Source organism: Pseudomonas carassii, from assembly GCF_036324045.1.
GTDB classification, from domain to species: domain Bacteria; phylum Pseudomonadota; class Gammaproteobacteria; order Pseudomonadales; family Pseudomonadaceae; genus Aquipseudomonas; species Aquipseudomonas peradeniyensis.
Genome location: NZ_JAZDCT010000060.1, coordinates 1 through 17,237 on the forward strand (window position 1 = coordinate 1; position 17,237 = coordinate 17,237).

A 17,237-nucleotide genomic window follows, 5' to 3' on the forward strand; every position below is an offset into this window, starting at 1 on the left:
CCTTCAACCTGGGCAATGCCGTCGGCGCCGCCCTGGGTGGCGCGGTGATCAGCCTGGACCTGGGCTATGCGGCGGTGCCAATGGCCGGTGGCCTGCTGGCCGCGACCGGCTTGCTGCTGGTGTGGCTGGGCGGGCGCGGCAAGGCTAGCGACCAGGCATTGGGCAGCACTGCCTGATCGCTGTCGCCGCAGCGGGTCGGCTCCGCTATCACTCATACCCTGGGTGATGCGTGCAGGCCCGGCTCGCGACGGCGGCAGTGATTGCTTAAGCCCGACGCTTTACCTAGGCTAGTGGCCTTTTCCTCGCAATGAGACAGGGCCATGTCAGAACACCAAACCACCGGCGAAGGCCGTTTCAGCAGCATCGAGATCCGCGTGCTCGGCTCGCTGATCGAGAAGCAGGCCACCAGCCCGGAAACCTACCCCCTGACCCTCAATGCCCTGGTCCTGGCCTGCAACCAGAAGACCAGCCGCGAACCCGTCATGAACCTCTCCCCCGGCCAGGTCGGCCAGGCCCTGCGCGCCCTGGAGAACCAGGAAATGGCACGCCTGCAGATGGGCAGCCGCGCCGACCGCTGGGAGCAGCGGGTAGACAAGGCCCTGGAGCTGGTGCCGGCGCAGCTGGTGCTGATGGGGCTGATGTTCCTGCGCGGCCCGCAGACCCTCAGCGAGCTGCTGACCCGCAGCAACCGCCTGTACGCCTTCGAGGACGTCGATCAGGTCCAGCACCAGCTCGAGCGCCTGGTCTCGCGCGAACTGGCCCTGCACCTGCCGCGCCAGGCCGGCCAGCGCGAAGATCGCTACACCCACGCCCTGGGCGACCCGGCCGAGATCGAGGCGATTCTCGCCGCCCGCCAGCAGGACGGTGGCGGCCGCGTCGCCAGCGCGGCGGACGAGCGCATCGAGGCGCTGGAAGCCCGGGTGGCGGCGCTGGAAGCGCGCCTGGCCCAGCTCGAAGATTGACTCAGGGCTTTTCGGCGTCGGGGAAGTTGCGGCAGCTCTTGCGTTCGGCCAGCTCCCGCTCACTGGGGCGCTGGTCGACGAACACGGTGCGGCCGTCGGCGTAGATTTCCAGGTAGCCCCAATGCAGGTCCTGCTCGGTCTGCCCGGGCTTGGGCGGAACGAGCCACCAGGGTTCGCGGCTGATCAGGGTCATGAGTGGGCTCCAGTGGGGCTGGCTTGTGCGGTAACTATAGACAGCCAGGCCTGGCACTCCCGCACGGATTGTTCCTCCGAGGGCAATTATGAAGTGCCCGGCGCACCGATTCTCCCTGCCCTGCGACGGGTCTAATCTCGGTCCTGCAAACCCACTTCCCGCAAGGATCGACCACGATGTCCCGCCCACCCCTGCCCCCCTTTACCCGTGAAACCGCCATCGAGAAGGTGCGCCTGGCCGAAGACGGCTGGAACAGCCGCGACGCCGCCAAGGTGGCCCTGGCCTATACCCTCGACACCCACTGGCGTAACCGCGCCGAGTTCTGCAGCAGCCGCGAAGAGGCCCAAGCCTTCCTCACCCGCAAGTGGAACCGCGAGCTGGAGTACCGCCTGATCAAGGAACTCTGGGCCTTCACCGACAACCGCATCGCCGTGCGCTACGCCTACGAGTACCGCGACGACAGCGGCCAGTGGTACCGCGCCTACGGCAACGAGAACTGGGAGTTCGCCGAGGACGGGCTGATGCGCAACCGCCACGCCAGCATCAACGAACAGCCCATCAGCGAGGCCGAGCGCAAGTTCCGCTGGCCGCTGGGGCGCCGCCCGGACGATCACCCGGGGCTGAGCGACTTCGGCTTCTGAGGTGCGCCGCCGGATCGGCGGGGCCGCTCGACGGCCCCGTTTCAGGTTTGGGAAACGGACTACGCGGAGCTGGGAAACAGTGAGCGCAGCGTTATGCCAGACTGCAGGGCGACTCCACCCCAGGACAGCCCGATGACCCTCCTTGATGCCTTTTTACGGTGTCGGCGCTATGAGGCCTCCCATGTGCGCAAGCGGTTTCGCGTTGCGCGGAGGTGTCCAGCGATGGCAGCAAAAGCGAAGAACGTCTCCGAACGAGACCTCGATGCCCTTGAGCAACAGATCCCCCTGCACGCCAGCGAGGCCACGCATTCGGCCTACCTGCGTGCCCTGCAGGCCAGCCAGCGCGGCGTCCTGTGTGTCGATGAAGGCGAACTGGTACGCGTCGGGGCCGATGGCGCCCGAACCGTGCTGGGCAAGGCCAGCCCCCGACGCAAAGTGCGGGTCGGCGAGGTGATCAGCGTGCGCAGGGGCGATGACGAGACAGCCGGCGGGCGTGCCTAGACTACGTGTTTTTGCGGGGCCCAACGGCTCGGGCAAGAGCACCATCAAGGCCAGTCTGCCTGCGGCGCTTACACGCCTTTTCGTCAATGCCGACGAACTCGAGCACGAAGCGAAAGACACCGGTTTCATCGACCTCGCCCCGTTCGGCATTCCGGCCACCCAGGCCGAATTGCACGCGTTCCATCTCGAGCATCATCTAATCGCATCCCGGCAGTTTTCAGAGTGCGGTGTGGCTGGCGGAAATCACCGATGGCGTGCAGCTGGAATACCGCAACGAAGAGATTCCCGACTGGTTCTTCGAATCCTATGTGGATGAGGTAGAAACCACCTGATCGCACTGATGGTCGCCACCTTGCCCATTCACCGACCCCATCTATAGTGAAAACGATGACGATAGTGGCCAGTGGCCTCTTTCGCGAGACGTTTCCCACAATACATGGAGGTGTACCGTGGAGGCATTGGCAGCGCTGCTGAGTATCGTACTGGCGCTCAGCGTAGCCACTGAGCGGCTTGTCGAGATAATCAAAGGGTTTATACCTGGGCTCGATCAACCAAAGGCGGATCCGCGACAGGAATCCAGACGTCGCTCCTACCTGCAGATTCTGGCTGTTATCGGCGGCGTCATCACAGCCTACCTGTCCCGCGATGCCTTACCCACGGAACTACCCTTTTTTAAACACGACTTCGGCCTGATTTGCTTGGGCCTGCTGGCGAGTGGCGGCTCTGGGTTCTGGAACGCGATCCTGACTTACACCGCCCAAGCCAAGGAACTGAAGAAAACTGCCGTCAATATTGCCCAAGGCACATCACAGAACATGCGCTGAGTATCGGACAGTGGAGGGAACATCCATGCGTGAAGATCGCTTCGATGTGCGTATGACACTTAAGTCGGGCAGGGACAACGAGGATCGTCGATATCCAGAGAGTTTCTGGAAAGCACTTGTGAAAGATAGAAGATACAATGAGGAGACCGAGCCTACGACTGAAACGTTAGAGGAGCGCCTGACCAGTTGGTTTGGTGAACACTTGAGAAATCGCTTGGCCTTTCACTTCAGTCATGTGTGGCAAGAGTCGCGAACACAAGATATTTCACCCCTCGAGGAGGAGCAGCGAAAACACATTAGCCTCATCAGCTTCAGATTGTTCAATCTTCATTACGGCTCGCTTGACTTCTCTGTAGAAATTGCAGGACTCAAACACCTTGTTGCTTTGTTCGATGGAAACTTCGAACTTTTCGACATCTTTCTCTCAGTTTATGTACCTGTTGCCTTCGCCGAGGCGATTGGATATCGGGACTTGAGTCCAACGAATACCGATATTTTCTCTTCCCCAACGCTGCGCAGCGCATTTTCCGCTTACAGTACCGTACCGCAACCCGTCGCCACTACGCCCTCTCCTCTCATGGATCCACGCATGCGCTGGATCTGGATGATCACCAACGGATCGCTGGTTGTCCCCGTTCTTCTCTCACTTGCCGTGCTCTATGTCGGCGCCCGCCTGCTGGAGCGCGAGCACGACACGCTCGCCTCCAGGCTGGACGGCATCCAGAAAAAGGAAGCGGCCTTGCTCGATGCCCAGACACAACGTTTGAAAGTGCTTGAGGCAGGCCTGTACTCACCAAGGTCGGTGGAATTGAAGACCACTCCGGTAACCGTCTCTCCCCCTTGAGCGATAGCGGTGATTGGCCACCAGACCAATCACCACTGGAGGGCACGAACAATCAGTTGCTGTCGCAACACGAGGCCCCATCCACAAGAGGCAGTTCAGACAGCGGCGTAGCCTTCAATACCAACGGCGGCAACGGCGCGTGGGGCCCGCTGAGTACCAGTTGTTTGAAGTGTTCCCAATCGAAATGGCTGCCTGGGTCACTTCTACGTTTAGGGTCGAGCTTTGCATGCGAAACCACATGCTGCAGGTTCGGATACTTCGCCCAGCAATACCGGACAATATCCGCCGTGGCCTGAATCTGCCAAGACGAAAACGGATCATTCTCCTGTAAATTCACGACTTCGATTCCGACAGACCAATGGTTGACATGCGTCTCGCCACCATTGACATCCTGATGAAAAGCGACATTCCTGACGTGCCAGGCCGCCCGCGCTTCTGGTGCGCAAGCCCAGACCAGACTACCGTGCTGCTCTTCGTTTTCATCGGGTACCAACCAGTGAAAGGACGCCGCATCCTTGGTTTTCTTCATCACGGATACGGCACCCGCCGAACTGCTGCCGGCGGTAGCATGAATGACGACAGCCTTGATGCCGAAAATCGGATCGACACTGCGCTTGGTTGTACAGTTTTTCCAATAGGCTTGCACCCCTGGATACCAAGCTTCATTGATCGAAGCTTCACTGGGGCGTTGGGCCGCAGGCAACAGGAAATGGTAATTATCAGCAGGGCCTGACATGAAGACCTCCCGTGAGCACGGACGCAATTGAATCAGTCATAGTGGATGCAGCGGATTGAAATTACCCCTGAATCTACTGCAGCGTACAAAGACGCTCGACGAAGCAATAACAGACTCCGCGCCAAACAATGATAGCCAAAGGCCTTCATTCAATCCAATACACGACCTGAATATTCAATTTATTCTGAACACCTGCGCTCAACGCGTTTGCTTCAGGCTGACTGGCCAGCCCCCGTCTTCAGCTCGCCAATCTTCTCCAGGCGTGCCCTGACAATATTTCGGCTTATATTCAACAATCGTCCAGTCTGCAGTTGATTACCATGGCAATAGCGATAAGCCGCCCGAAAGACCGTTTCCTCAATATGCTCATACAGGTTGGGCACATTCTGCTCGAACAGCGCCAGTAACGCGCTCTCCAAACTGACTGGCGCAATGGCAGCTGCCGGTACAGTAGCGCTGATACCATGCTCGAACTGCCCCAGCGCCTGTGGGCGCATGTCCACCAGGTGCAGGTCCCCCGGCGCCACCTGCTGCTGGCGGCACACCAGCAGCGCATGGTGAATCGCGTTCTCCAGTTCGCGGATGTTGCCCGGCCAGCTGTGCGCCAGCAGCTTGCGCTCGGCCTCGCTGCTCAGGCTGGCGCGCTCGTAGCCCAGGCGCCGGCAATGCTCCTCGATGAAGAACTCGGCCAGCGGCAGGATATCCCCCGGCCGTTCGCGCAGCGGCGGCAGGCGGATGGTCGCCACGTGCAGGCGGTAGAACAGGTCTTCGCGAAAGTGCCCGGCCACCACGGCGTCGGCCAGGTTGACGTTGGTCGCCGCCACCAGGCGCACGTTGATCGGTACCGGGGTGCGCGAGCCGAGCCTGACCACCTCACGTTCCTGCAGCACGCGCAGCAGCTTCACCTGCATATTCAGCGGCAGGTCGCCGATCTCGTCGAGAAACAGCGTCCCGCCATTGGCGGCCTCGAACCAGCCGGCCTTGTTCGAGGTGGCGCCGGTGAAGGCGCCCTTCTCGTGGCCGAACAGCTCGCTCTCCACCAGGGTCTCGGCGAAGGCGCCGCAGTTCACCGCGACGAAAGGCTCGCGATGGCGGCGGCTGAGTTTGTGGATATGGCGGGCCACCAGCTCCTTGCCGGTACCGGTCTCGCCGATGATCAGGGTGTTGGCTTCGCTGGGGGCCAGGCGCTCGATGCGGCTGAGCAGCTCCTGGGAGCGCGGGTCCTTGAACACCAGCACGGTGGCGCGCACGGATTTGGTCAGCTCGCGGGCATTGGGATGGGTAATCAGCGACATGGGGGCATTCCTGGCAGTGTGTGCGCGCCCTCATAGTGCATGAAACAATTTAGACCGAAAAATTATTAATAAATATTTATATATTCGATTAGAGAATATATAAGAAACCAACCGTTGCACTGCTGCTGGAGCAGCAACCGGTCAGCAACGGCCTGCCTGCCGATCAGCACCTCGAACCGCGCAACACTGCCTTGGCTGTAGCGCGTAACCCTTGCCGCACAAGGGCTACAGCCCTGCCCGCAGCGCCCTGGCATGCATTTCGCTCCTGCTCTGGCAAACGCCTGGGCCGCTCAAGCACGCGGCCCGCACACTGTCGGGAGTGCAACATCATGAAAAACCTCTGGCGCCATGGCCTCGCCCTGCTCGGCCTGCTGTTGAGCCTCACCACCTGGGCCGGCGAGCCGCCCAAATCCGTGCGTATCGCCATCGTCGCCTTCACCCAGGGGGGCGTGCCGGTGTTCGGCGGCATCCCCGGGCGGGTGATCGAGGATGGCTGGCTCGCCCAGCAACTGGCTCAGCGCGGCATCAGCCTGGACTGGGTCGCCCTGCCCCATGCCGGCGCCGGTCCGCAGATCAACGAAGGTTTCAGCAACGACAGCCTGGACTTCGCCGTGCGCGGCGACCTGCCCTCGGTGATCGCCGGCGCCGGCAACGTGCCGGGCAAGCTGGTGGTGCCCGGTGGCAGCGGCAACAACGTGTACCTGGTGGTGCCGGCCAACTCCAGCGCCCGCAGCATCCAGGACCTCAAGGGCAAGCGCCTGGCCCTGCACCGTGGCCGGCCGTGGGAATTCGCCTTCAGCAACTTCCTCGTCAGCCAAGGGCTGCAACTGAGCGACTTCAAGATCGCCAACCTCAACCCGCAGGTCGGCGCGGCGGCGGTGTCGGCGGGCAAGGTGGATGCGGCGGTGCTGCTCAACGAAGCCTATGCCCTGGAAGACAAGGGCGTGGCGCGCATCCTCTGGTCGACCAAGCAAGGCGCCGACGACTGGCGGCTGGTCTCGGACCTGTGGGCCACCGACCGTTTCGTCGAGCAGCACGCCGACCTTACTCAGCTGGTGGCCACCGCCTGGGTCAAGGCCGCCTGGTGGATCTCCCAGGAGCAGAACCGCGACGCCTACTACAAGTTGTCGTCCCGCGCGGGCGTCGCCGAGAGCGTGCTGCGCCGCGACGACCAGGACGACCCGGTGGCCTGGCAGGCGCGCTGGGCGCCGAAGAGCGATGCCCAGCTCAAGGCCCATTACCAGGCACTGGCCCGCTACGCCCTGGACAACCGCCTGATCCGCACGCCCTACGACATCGGCCCGGACCTGGCCACCGGCTTCACCCGCCAGGCCCTGAGCGACCTGCAGCTCACCCACTACTGGCCGTCCCTCGACGCCCAGCTCAGCCAACACTGATCAAGAGATACGCCCATGAAACTGCCCGTCTCATTCGCCCTGGGCCTGTCGGCCCTGGCCTTGTCCATCACCGCCGTGGCCGCCGACACCTTCGCCCCCAGGCCCGACCCGCAACAGGGCGACGGCCGGGTCTCGGCCTTCTACACCTGGAGCAAGGCCATCCCGGCCACCCCCGGCAAGCTGCTGCGCAGCGAGCCGCTGGACAGGGCCCTGAGCCTGCCCAACGCCGCCAGCGCGCAACGCATCCTCTACACCTCGCTGGACGGCATCGACGGCAAGACGCCGATCGTGGTCTCCGGCGCGCTGTTCATCCCCAAGGGCAAGGCGCCCGCTGGCGGCTGGCCGGTGGCGAGCTGGGGTCATGGCACCGTGGGCATCGCCGATATCTGCGCGCCGTCCTGGGCCGGCCGCTCGTACCGTGACGTGCAGTACCTCAACCGCTGGCTCGACGAGGGTTATGCCATCGTCGCCACCGACTACCAGGGCCTGGGCGTGCCCGGCGGCCACCCGCTGCTGAACAACCGCATGGCCGCCTACGGCATCCTCGACGCGGCCAAGGCCGTGGTCGCCGGCGTGCCGGGGCTGGCCAACAAGGTGCTGATCGTCGGCCAGTCGCAAGGCGGCGCCGGGGCCTTCGCCGCCGGCGCCTATGCCGCCACTTACGCGCCGAACCTGGGGGTGAAGGGCAGCATCGGCACCGGGGTGATCTACACCATCGGCGCGAAGAACGTCGGCGAACAGGATGAGAACAAGGTCGACCCGGCGCTGGCCTACGGTTTCTACACCCTGCTGGCGGCGCAGCAGTACGACCCGAGCATCGACCCGCGCGACTTCTACACCGACAAGGCCCTGCCGCTGTTCGAGCAGGCGCGCAGCAGTTGCCTGTCCGCCCTGGTCAGCGATGTGGTCGGCAGCGGGCTGACCCCGGCCAATGCCAAGAAGGACTACCAGGGCGACCAGCTCAAGGCCTGGCTGGCCCAGGTGTCGTACCCGACCCTCAAGCTGGCGCAACCGATCTTCATCGGCACCGGCGCCGAGGACAAGACCCCCGCCGCCAGCACCCAGGTGGCCCTGATGCAGGATGCCTGCAAGGCCGGTTCCGTGGTCCAGGGCCACCTGTACAAGGGCCTGGGCCACAGCGAGACAGTCAATGCCTCGCTCCGGGACTCGATCCCGTTCGCCCGCCAGGTCATCAGCGGCCAGCCCGTCACCCCGATCTGCAACCCCAGTGTCCAGTAAGCCAGGAGCGCGACCATGAGCCTCGAATTCTTCACCCGCCTGCCACTGCACGGCGAGACCCAGTTCCTCCCGGGGGACCCGCGCAACCGCGGCGACTGGCATGCCGGCGGCCCCAGCACCGGGGCCGTCTCGGGCTTCGCCGTGGGCGAGCACTTTAGCTACATCGACTACCTCGGCCAGGTGGCCCGCGCCGCCGAGATCAACGGCTTCGGCGGCGCGCTGATGGTCAACGCGCCGACCGGCGAGGAGCCGTGGACAGTGTGTTCGCTGCTGGCCCGTGAAACCCGCACGCTGAAGTTCGTCACCGCCTTCCAGCCCTACCACTACACGCCCTGGGTGGCGGTGCAGCAGGCCGCCACCTACCAGCGCGCCACCGGCAACCGGCTGGTGTGGAACATCATCAACGGCGGCTCGGACGCGATCCAGCGCCAGGTCGGCGACTTCGAAGGACACGATGAGCGCTACGCCCGCGCCACCGAGTTCATGGACGTGGTGCGCGGTTACTGGCACAACCCCGACTTCCACTACCAGGGCCGCTACTACAGCGCCGAAGGCGGTGGCCTGCGCGGGCCATTGAAGAAGGCCGAGCTGCCGCTGATCTGCACCGCAGGTTCGTCCGAGGCGGCGCGGGAGTTCGCCGCCCGGCACGCCGACTTCTACCTGATGCGCGCCGAGCACCCCGACGAAATCGCCGCGCTGATCGCCGACATCCGCGCTCGCGCCTTGAAGCACGGACGCAGCGATATCCGTTTCGGCCTGTCGATCGATGTCATCACCCGCGATACCGAGGAGGCCGCGCGGGCCGAGGCCAAGCGCTTCTTCGACGAGGGCGTGGCCAAGGGCACGGTCAAGGCCCGCGCCGCCCATGCCGGGCTGCGCACCGCGCGCAAGCTGAGCTACGAGCACGAATACGCCGACCAGGATGAAGCGCGGGCCTTCGACGACTTCTTCATCCACCCCAACGTGTGGACCGGATTCGGCTACATCGGCATCCCGCCGGGCTGCGCCCTGGTCGGCAGCCACGCCAACGTGGTGGCGCGGATCCGCGAGTACCATGCCATCGGCATCGACCTGTTCTTCCTCGCCGGCTATCCGCACCTGGAAGAGGCCTACCGCATCGGCGAACACATCCTGCCGCATTTCCGTGACCAACGCGCCCCGCTCACCCGTCCGGGCCAGGCCTGAACTCGGCGGCGCGCAGCCAGAGCGCTCGCTGTTCAGTGCATGGCGCTTCGAGAATCTCTGGCTAAAAGGCTGAGCACTACCCCCTGTAGGAGCGGCCTTGCCGAGGCCGCTCCTACAGTGCTCGCGTCAACGCCCAACCGCAGGCGCAGGTGGCCAAGCTGGCAGTTGCAAACGTACGGAGGTGGCGGCTGGTCTGCGCAGCCTTCACCTGATGCATTGCCGCAGCGTGTCCACGGCAGGACGGGACGCACGCCCCCGGAGGTTCTTGACCTTCATGGGCGTGCTCCTTGCGCGAAAGGTGGGAGATCAGTTGCGGCGGTCGATACCGGGCACCAGGCCAAGCTCGCTGGCGCGCTCGTACAGGCCGCTCATCTTCCACTGCTGGGTGAGCACGCCCGGGCCATAGGGACGCGAGCCGCCAAGGGCGTCGGCGAGCAGCTGGATCTGCGCGCCCTCCTCCAGCAGCAGGATGAATTCGGCGGTGGCGCGCAGGCCCTGCTTGCCCCACACGGTGGTGCCGCCGTTGGCTTCGAGAATGGCCAGGTTGAACGGGTTGGCGGCGATCTGCTCGAGGATGAAGTCCACCTCAGCCTGGCGGCGATCGATGTACACCGGCAGCTCGCGGGCCAGCTGGTAGCGCTGCACCGGCACGTAGTGGAACGGCAGGCTGCGGTGGGTCTGGGCCCAGGCGCCTAGGTACGGGCTGTGCACGTGGGACACGGTGGTGATGTCGGCGTGGGTCTGGAACAGTTTGGTGTAGCGGCCCAACCCTCCCTTGCCCTTGCCGAGGATGACATTGCCGGCGAAGTCGCTGACCGTCGCCTCCAGCGGCTTGCGGTGGTTCCACGGGCCGCCGTAGTTCACCGACACCAGCAGCTCCTCGCCGGGCACCCGCTCGATGAAGCCGACGGTACCGTTGGCGGTGATGGTGCGGGTTTCGCGGAACACGCTGAAGGCCGCTTCGGCCTCGGCCAGCACCTGGTCGGTGAAGGCTTGCAGCTCGGCGGTGAGGGGGCGTTCGTTGATCAGTACGGTCATGCTCGGTCTCCGGTATCAGGCGCGGCGCTGAGCCAGCAGGTCGTGGGCGGCTTGCAGGGGGCGGTGGTCGACCCAGTCGGCGAGGTCGAAGTCGCGTTCCAGGAAGCCATGCAGGTTGAGGAAGGTCTTCTGGATGTCGAGGAAGGCCAGGCGCTGGGGCGACAGGTCCGGTGCCAGGGTGGTGTGGAAGTCGCCGCGATAGGCCTCGGCCACGCCCTGGCTGCCGGCGCGGGTCTCGTCCTCGAGGATGGCGTTGAGCGCATCGCGGTTGCCGGCTGCCCAGTCGGCGGCGCGCAGGGTCTGGGCGAGGAAGCGCGTCACCAGGTCGAAGTGCTCGTCGAGCAGACTCTGGTGCACGGTGATCGGCCGTGGCGTGCCGTTGTTGATGCGGTGGCGCGGGTCAGGCAGGGCATCGAGGTCGATGCCCACCACCAGGCCCAGGCGCCGGGCGGCATCGGCGGCGGCGGCGCCCTTGACGTACACCGCGTCCACCTCGCCGCGTACCAGCGGGTCCAGGCCCGACCACAGCCGTTGCAGGCCCAGTTGCGGGGTGCCGGCATCGAACGGGTCGAGCAGCGCCACCTCCACCAGGTGCACGTCATCAAAACCCAGGCCGGCCGAGGCCAGCGCGCCTTTGTAGCCGTGCAGGCTCATGGCCCGAGCGATGCTGCCGGGGCGGTTGTCACCCCAGGCCGGCAGTGCCAGGCGCTTGCCGCGCAGGTCTTCAGGGCGGCGGATGTTGCTGTCGGGGCGGACCAGAATGGTCTGCCACTCCTCAATCCAGGTCAGGCCGATCAGCCGCGTTGGCGCACCGGCGGCGCGGGCGGCCAGGGCCGGCAGGTTGCCGCCCTCGCGGAACAGGCCGGGAAGCTGGTGATCGTAGTGGTGATGGCCGAGCTGGCGGGCCTCCTGCAGGGTATCGATGGGCAGGCCGTCGGCGGCGAATTCGTCTTGCAGCCAGCCGAGATTGTAGGCGATGCCCGAGGCGGTGGGCACCGGGCAGCGGGTGAACCAGAGGCGCTCCAGGGTTTCGGGTTTGGGAGTGGCTTGAGGGAGGGTCATGGGTGGCTCCTTGGACGTCGTGCAAGGAACATTGCAGCGCCCGTGCCAAGGGCTGGAATGCCCGGAATACGAGGCTTTGCGCTGATGACCAGGGTGGCGATTGCTGATCAGGATGCAGGATTGCGGCGCAGGTGTTGCCTGATCAGCAGAAACCGCGACCAGGGGTGTTGCTGGAGCAGCAAGGGTGCGCTGAAGGCCCAGTGATGCGTGGGTTTCATGGCTGTGGCAAAGAAGTTGCTCTGGTGTTTGCAGGTATCGCGGGGCAGGCCCGCGATGGGCCATACACTGCCACCGAGGTAACCCATGACCACCATCGAACACCCGCCAGCCCGGCGCATCACCCATGAAGCCGAGGCCATCGACATCGCCCGCCAGGTCGCCGACGAGATCGCCGCCCTCGCCGCCAACCCAGGCAACAACCGGCAACTGCCCCGCCGCCAGGCCGAGCTGCTGTCGAGCAGCGGCCTCACCGCCATCGGCGTGCCGACGCAGTTCGGCGGCCTCGGCGCCTCGGTCGCGACCATCGTCGAGACCGTGCGCCTGGTCTCCACCGCCGACGGTGGCGTCGGCCAGCTGCTGCAGATCCACAACGTGATGCTGCGCGGCGTGCTCGGCGGCTACCCCGACGAGGTCCGCGACCGTGTGCTGGCTGATGTGCTGGCCGGCAAGCGCCTGGGCAATGCCCTGGCCGAGGTCGGCGGCAAGAACAAGTTCGCCCTCAAGACCCGCGTCGAACGCCGCGCCGACGGCAAGCTGGTGCTCAACGGCAGCAAGTTCTATTCGACCGGCGCCTACCTGGCCGAGTGGATCTCGCTGACCGCCGCCAGCGAGGACGGTAGCGCCGGCGTGCTGCTGCACCGCGACACCCCCGGCCTGACCCTGGTCGATGACTGGGACGCCTTCGGCCAGCAGCATTCGGTGAGCGGCACGGTGAAGTTCGACGAGATCGTCCTCGACGAGCGCTTCGTCACCTTCCGTAGTGGGCCGATGAAGCGCACCGGCCTGACCTTCCCGCAGATCCTTCACGCCGCCATCGACAGCGGCATCGCCGCCGGCGCCCTGCAGGCGGCGCTGGACTACCTGCGCGAGCATGCCCGGGCCTGGGTCGAGAGTGGTGTCGAACGGGCCAGCGACGAGCCGCACATCATCCGCCAGATCGGCGAGTACGCCGTGGCCCTGCGCGGCGCCGAGTCGGTGCTGCGCGAGGCGGCGCGGGTGTTCGACGCCCATGAACGCGACCCGGCGGACAAGGCGCTGGAGGACGAACTGATCCTCTCGGTGGCCACCGCCCGGGCGCATGCCGACGGCGCGGCGCTGAAGATCGCCAGCGACCTGTTCTCGCTACTGGGCGCCAGCGCCTCGCTCAGCAAGTGGAACCTGGACCGCTTCTGGCGCGACGCCCGGGTGCACACCACCCACGACCCGATCCGCTGGCGCCTGCACAACGTCGGCAACTACTACCTCAACGGGGTGGATCCGGGGGAGTACACGGCGGTGCTCAATGCCAAGGAAGCGCAAGGCGCTACACGTCGCTGACACGCCAAGCATCAATCCAGAGCCAAGCGCTCTGTGGGAGCGGGCTTGCCCGCGAAGATGGCGACGCGGTGCATGGCACCGGCTTCGCCGGTGTTCGCGGGCAAGCCCGCTCCCACAGGGGGAAGCTGATAGCCGACAGACAACCCGAGCCCTGCATGACCTCCCGACACCCCCTCCTGCGCGCCCTGGCGATCTACCGCGAGATGCCCTGGCGCTTCACCCTGGTCGCCACCCTGTACATCGCCGGCAACCTGGGCCTGGCCTGGCAGCAATGGCTGATCGGCCACGCGGTCAACGATGTCGGCGCCGGCCGCGCCGTCACCCGCCTGGCCGATGGCAGCCTCGACGCCAGCCTGGGCTGGCACTGGCTGTGGACCCTGCTGGCCATCGCCCTGGCCCGCGGCCTGCTGCAGTACGCCGCCGCGGTGCTGTCGCTGGTGCTCAGCCAGGCCCTGCTGACGCGCCTGCGCGAACGCATTCTCGAACAGGTCCAGGCCCTGCACCTGGGCTACCACTGGCGCCATGGCATGGGCGAGCTGGTGACCCGCACCACCCGCGACGCCGACAAGGTGCGCGATGCGCTGATCACCTTCTGGCGGCAGATCGTCGAGACCCCGCTGGTGCTGCTGGCGGCGGTCGGTCTGCTGGCCTGGTACGACCCGCTGCTGGGCCTGGTGCCGCTGCTGTTGACCGGTGTCGGGCTGTGGCTGTTCGTGCGTCAGACCGAACGCCTGGTCGGCCTCGACCGGGCCGTGGCCACGGCCTACGACCAGGTCAGCCAGGACCTGGCCGAAGGCATCGGCGGCGTGCGGGTGATCAAGGCGTTCGGCCTCGAGGGCCGGCGCATCGCCCGCTTCGCCGAGCAGGTGACGCTGTTCAGCGGCCATGCCCGCACGGCGCTGGCCTATGCCAGCTCGCGCATTCCCCTGCCGCAGGCGGTAGTCGCCCTCGGTCATGTGTGGATCCTGGTGTACGGCGCCCACCAGGTGGCCGCCGGGCGCCTGGGCATCGGCGAGCTGGTGACCTCGCTGCTGGTGGGCACCACCCTGGTGTTCCGCATCGAAGGCATCGGCCGGGTCATGCAGACCTTCGCCGACGCCCGCGCCAGCGCCGAACGCATCTGGCAACTGCTCGACGAGCGCCCCGCCATTCGCAGCGGCCAGGGCGCGCTGCCAGAAGGGCCGCTGGGCCTGAAGCTGGAGCAGGTGCGCGTGGCCGCGCCGCAGGCCGGCCGCGACCTGCTGCATGACTGCTCGCTGCAGCTGCGCCCCGGCGAGGTGGTGGCGCTGGTCGGCGCCACCGGCAGCGGCAAGAGCCTGCTGGCCAGCCTGCTGCCGCGCCTGGCCGAAGTGGATGGCGGCAGCGTGCGGGTCGGCAGCGACACCCATGGCTGGCACGATGTACGCGATCTCGACCTGGCGGCCTTGCGCCACCGGGTGCAGGTGCTGCCCCAGGAAAGCTTCCTGTTTTCCGACTCGCTCGCCGCCAACCTGCGCCTGGCCGCGCCCGACGCCACCGACAGCGAGCTGCGCGAGGCCCTGCGCCAGGCCGCCGCCGAGGATGTGCTGGAGCGCCTGCCCCACGGCCTGGACACACCGCTGGGCGACCGTGGCGTGACCCTGTCCGGCGGCCAGCGCCAGCGCCTGTGCCTGGCCCGCGCCCTGCTCGGCGCGCCCGACATCCTGTGCCTGGACGACGCCACCAGCGCCCTGGACGCCCAAAGCGAGCACCGCGTGCTCGACAACCTGCGCCGTCAACGCAGCCAGTCCGGCCGTGCGCCAACCCTGCTGCTGATCACCAGCCGCCTGTCCACCCTGCTGCTGGCCGATCGCGTGCTGCTGCTCGACGGCGGGCGCATCAGCGCCAGCGGTAGCCATGCCGAGCTGACGGCAAACAACGCGCATTACCGTGACCTGCTGGGGATCGAGCATGGCTGAAAGCGATATCGACATCGAACAGCGCCTGGCCCGCCAGGCCCTCGACCGCGGCATGCTGGGCCGTCTGCTGCCACTGCTGCGGCCGATCCGCAGGGCGATCCTGAGCGTGATCGGCCTGGAGCTGCTGCTGGTGTTCACCGTGTTCCTGCGGCCGTGGTTCGTCCGCGAACTGCTCGACCGCGGGCTGATCCAGGACGCCGGCCACTGGTTGCTGGACGAGCGCCTGGTGCTGTGGCTCGGCCTGGGCCTGGCGGCCAGCTGGCTGGGCCGCTTCCTGCTGGCGGGCGTCTCCCAGTTCATTGCCGGCGGCGCCGCCATCGGTGTGCTCAACGCCCTGCGCGTGCAGGTGTTCGCCCATGTCCAGGCGCTGTCGGTGAGCTACTTCGACCAGACCCGCGCCGGGCGCATCATCGCCCGCGCCGACCGCGACGTCGACGCGCTGGAGCCGTTGCTGGTGCAAGGCCCGCCGGAGCTGCTGGGCGCCCTGCTGCGCTGCGGCCTGGCCGGGGTGATGCTGTGGCGCATCGAGCCGAGCTTCTTCTACAGCCTGGCGGCCACCGTGCCGCTGCTGGCGCTGGCCACCTGGCGCTTCAAACGGGTGTCGCAGCGCAACTGGGCCAAGGTCGCCGAGCAGCGCAGCCGCTTCACCGCGCACCTGGTCGAGAGCGTCAGCGGCGTGCGCCTGATCCAGCAGTGCGGGCGCGAGGCCAGCAACCAGCGGCGCTACCGGCACCTGCTGGAGGCCTTCAACCAGGCGCTGATCCACGGCAGCCTGCGCACCGGCTGGTTCGCGCCGTTCACCGCGCTGCTGGGCACGGCGGGCATGGCCGTGCTGTTGCTGGTGGGCGCCTTCGGCCTGGCCGAAGGCCGGGTGAGCGTCGGCCAGGTGGCCGAAAGCCTGTTCTACGTGTTCCTGTTCCTTGGCCCGTTGCAGGAGCTGTCGGACCTGTTCGAGCGCTACGCCACCGGCAGCGCCTCGGCGCAGCGCATCTTCCTGTTGCTCGACACTCGCGCCCAGGTGCTCGACCCTGCACAGCCATGTGCGCTGGGCCGGGCCCGAGGCCAGGTGGACTTCGAGCAGGTCGGCTTCGCCTACAACGTAAACGCCCGCCCGGTGATCGACGGGCTCGACCTGCAGATCCCGGCGGGCGAAGTGCTGGCCATCGTTGGTCCCTCAGGGCATGGCAAGAGCACCCTGGTGCAGTTGCTCACACGCTTCTACGACGTGCAGCGCGGCGCGGTGAAGCTCGACGGCATCGATCTGCGCGAGCTCGCCCAGCACGACCTGCGGCGCAATGTCGGCGTGGTGTTGCAGGACAACGTGCTGTTCAGCGGCAGTCTCCTCGACAACCTGCGCCTGGCCCGGCCCGGCGCCGATGATGCCCAGCTGATCGCCGCCGCCCGCGAGCTGGGCGCCGACGAGGTGCTGGAGCGCCTGCCGCTGGGCTACCACACCGAGGTCGGCCCGCTGGGCAGCCACCTGAGCCACGGCCAGCGCCAGCTGGTGTGCCTGGTGCGCGCCTACCTGGCCGACCCTGCGGTGCTGGTGCTCGACGAAGCGACCTCGGCGGTCGACGTGCATACCGAGCGGCGTATCCAGCAGGCGCTGCGCCGGCTGTGCCAGGGGCGCACGGCGATCATCATCGCCCACCGCCTGGCGACCATCCGCGACGCCGACCGGATCGCCGTGGTGCGCCATGGGCAGGTGGTCGAGCTGGGGCGGCATGCCGCGCTGTTAGAGGCCGGCGGGGTGTATGCCGGGTTGTACGCGGCGTATCTGCGCAGTGCCGGGGAGCAGATTGGCGGAACCACGCAACCCGTGTAGGAGCGGCCTTGTGCCGCGAAAG

Annotated in this window: 17 protein-coding genes; 11 read left to right on the forward strand and 6 right to left on the reverse strand. The window is 66.4% G+C overall.

What is annotated here, in order from left to right; translation table 11 throughout:
• The first annotated feature begins 320 nt into the window (after nt 1-320).
• Entirely contained in the window at nt 321-962 is a 642-nt protein-coding gene (locus tag V0R62_RS25945; RefSeq protein ID WP_330105726.1) for a YceH family protein, read from the forward strand.
• A gap of 1 nt (nt 963) precedes the next feature.
• Here V0R62_RS25945 and V0R62_RS25950 read toward each other — a convergent pair whose 3' ends face one another.
• Nucleotides 964-1,155, reverse strand: coding sequence for a hypothetical protein (locus V0R62_RS25950; protein ID WP_023631521.1), 192 nt, complete (start codon nt 1,153-1,155; stop codon nt 964-966).
• 176 nt (nt 1,156-1,331) lie between these two features.
• On the opposite strand from V0R62_RS25950, the gene V0R62_RS25955 reads away from it, so the two are divergent.
• Entirely contained in the window at nt 1,332-1,796 is a 465-nt protein-coding gene (locus tag V0R62_RS25955) for a nuclear transport factor 2 family protein (protein WP_050705204.1), read from the forward strand.
• Nucleotides 1,797-2,018: 222 nt separating this feature from the next.
• Entirely contained in the window at nt 2,019-2,297 is a 279-nt protein-coding gene (locus V0R62_RS25960; RefSeq protein WP_330105727.1) for a hypothetical protein, read from the forward strand.
• A gap of 1 nt (nt 2,298) precedes the next feature.
• Here V0R62_RS25960 and V0R62_RS25965 read toward each other — a convergent pair whose 3' ends face one another.
• The gene (locus V0R62_RS25965) at nt 2,299-2,493 is read right to left on the reverse strand and encodes a hypothetical protein (RefSeq protein WP_330105728.1); all 195 of its coding nucleotides are present in this window, start codon (nt 2,491-2,493) and stop codon (nt 2,299-2,301) included.
• A 253-nt stretch (nt 2,494-2,746) separates the two neighbouring features.
• Between V0R62_RS25965 and V0R62_RS25970 the strand changes: the two genes are divergently transcribed.
• The gene (locus tag V0R62_RS25970) at nt 2,747-3,121 is read left to right on the forward strand and encodes a hypothetical protein (RefSeq protein ID WP_330105729.1); all 375 of its coding nucleotides are present in this window, start codon (nt 2,747-2,749) and stop codon (nt 3,119-3,121) included.
• A 25-nt stretch (nt 3,122-3,146) separates the two neighbouring features.
• Entirely contained in the window at nt 3,147-3,965 is an 819-nt protein-coding gene (locus V0R62_RS25975) for a hypothetical protein (RefSeq protein WP_330105730.1), read from the forward strand.
• Nucleotides 3,966-4,017: 52 nt separating this feature from the next.
• Here V0R62_RS25975 and V0R62_RS25980 read toward each other — a convergent pair whose 3' ends face one another.
• Both V0R62_RS25980 and V0R62_RS25985 read right to left on the reverse strand, forming a co-directional pair.
• Nucleotides 4,018-4,701 (reverse strand): N-acetylmuramoyl-L-alanine amidase, encoded by a 684-nt coding sequence (locus V0R62_RS25980; RefSeq protein ID WP_330105731.1) that lies wholly within the window; start codon nt 4,699-4,701, stop codon nt 4,018-4,020.
• A gap of 212 nt (nt 4,702-4,913) precedes the next feature.
• Complete coding sequence (locus V0R62_RS25985) at nt 4,914-5,996, reverse strand: sigma-54 interaction domain-containing protein (RefSeq protein ID WP_330105732.1); 1,083 nt, start codon at nt 5,994-5,996, stop codon at nt 4,914-4,916.
• A 329-nt stretch (nt 5,997-6,325) separates the two neighbouring features.
• Here V0R62_RS25985 and V0R62_RS25990 point away from each other — a divergent pair, with 329 nt between their 5' ends.
• Genes V0R62_RS25990 through V0R62_RS26000 form a run of 3 tightly spaced genes read left to right on the forward strand, consistent with a single transcriptional unit; the run spans nt 6,326 to nt 9,817 of the window.
• Complete coding sequence (locus V0R62_RS25990) at nt 6,326-7,393, forward strand: ABC transporter substrate-binding protein (protein WP_330105733.1); 1,068 nt, start codon at nt 6,326-6,328, stop codon at nt 7,391-7,393.
• Between the two features lie 15 nt (nt 7,394-7,408).
• A complete protein-coding gene (locus tag V0R62_RS25995) occupies nt 7,409-8,632 on the forward strand; it encodes a lipase family protein (protein WP_330105734.1) in 1,224 nt (407 codons plus the stop codon).
• A 15-nt stretch (nt 8,633-8,647) separates the two neighbouring features.
• Entirely contained in the window at nt 8,648-9,817 is a 1,170-nt protein-coding gene (locus tag V0R62_RS26000) for an LLM class flavin-dependent oxidoreductase (protein ID WP_330105735.1), read from the forward strand.
• A gap of 306 nt (nt 9,818-10,123) precedes the next feature.
• Here V0R62_RS26000 and V0R62_RS26005 read toward each other — a convergent pair whose 3' ends face one another.
• Both V0R62_RS26005 and V0R62_RS26010 read right to left on the reverse strand, forming a co-directional pair.
• Nucleotides 10,124-10,855, reverse strand: a complete 732-nt coding sequence (locus V0R62_RS26005) for a class II aldolase/adducin family protein (protein WP_330105736.1) — start codon at nt 10,853-10,855, stop codon at nt 10,124-10,126.
• Between the two features lie 15 nt (nt 10,856-10,870).
• Nucleotides 10,871-11,917, reverse strand: coding sequence for an ABC transporter substrate-binding protein (locus tag V0R62_RS26010; protein WP_330105737.1), 1,047 nt, complete (start codon nt 11,915-11,917; stop codon nt 10,871-10,873).
• A 303-nt stretch (nt 11,918-12,220) separates the two neighbouring features.
• Here V0R62_RS26010 and V0R62_RS26015 point away from each other — a divergent pair, with 303 nt between their 5' ends.
• The 3 genes from V0R62_RS26015 (at nt 12,221) to V0R62_RS26025 (ending at nt 17,215) form a co-directional block, all read left to right on the forward strand.
• A complete protein-coding gene (locus V0R62_RS26015) occupies nt 12,221-13,453 on the forward strand; it encodes an acyl-CoA dehydrogenase family protein (protein ID WP_330105738.1) in 1,233 nt (410 codons plus the stop codon).
• Nucleotides 13,454-13,608: 155 nt separating this feature from the next.
• Complete coding sequence (locus V0R62_RS26020; protein WP_330105739.1) at nt 13,609-15,390, forward strand: ABC transporter ATP-binding protein; 1,782 nt, start codon at nt 13,609-13,611, stop codon at nt 15,388-15,390.
• Entirely contained in the window at nt 15,383-17,215 is a 1,833-nt protein-coding gene (locus V0R62_RS26025) for an ABC transporter ATP-binding protein (RefSeq protein ID WP_330105740.1), read from the forward strand. Before V0R62_RS26020 ends, V0R62_RS26025 begins: the two co-directional genes overlap by 8 nt.
• Nucleotides 17,216-17,237 lie beyond the last annotated feature (22 nt).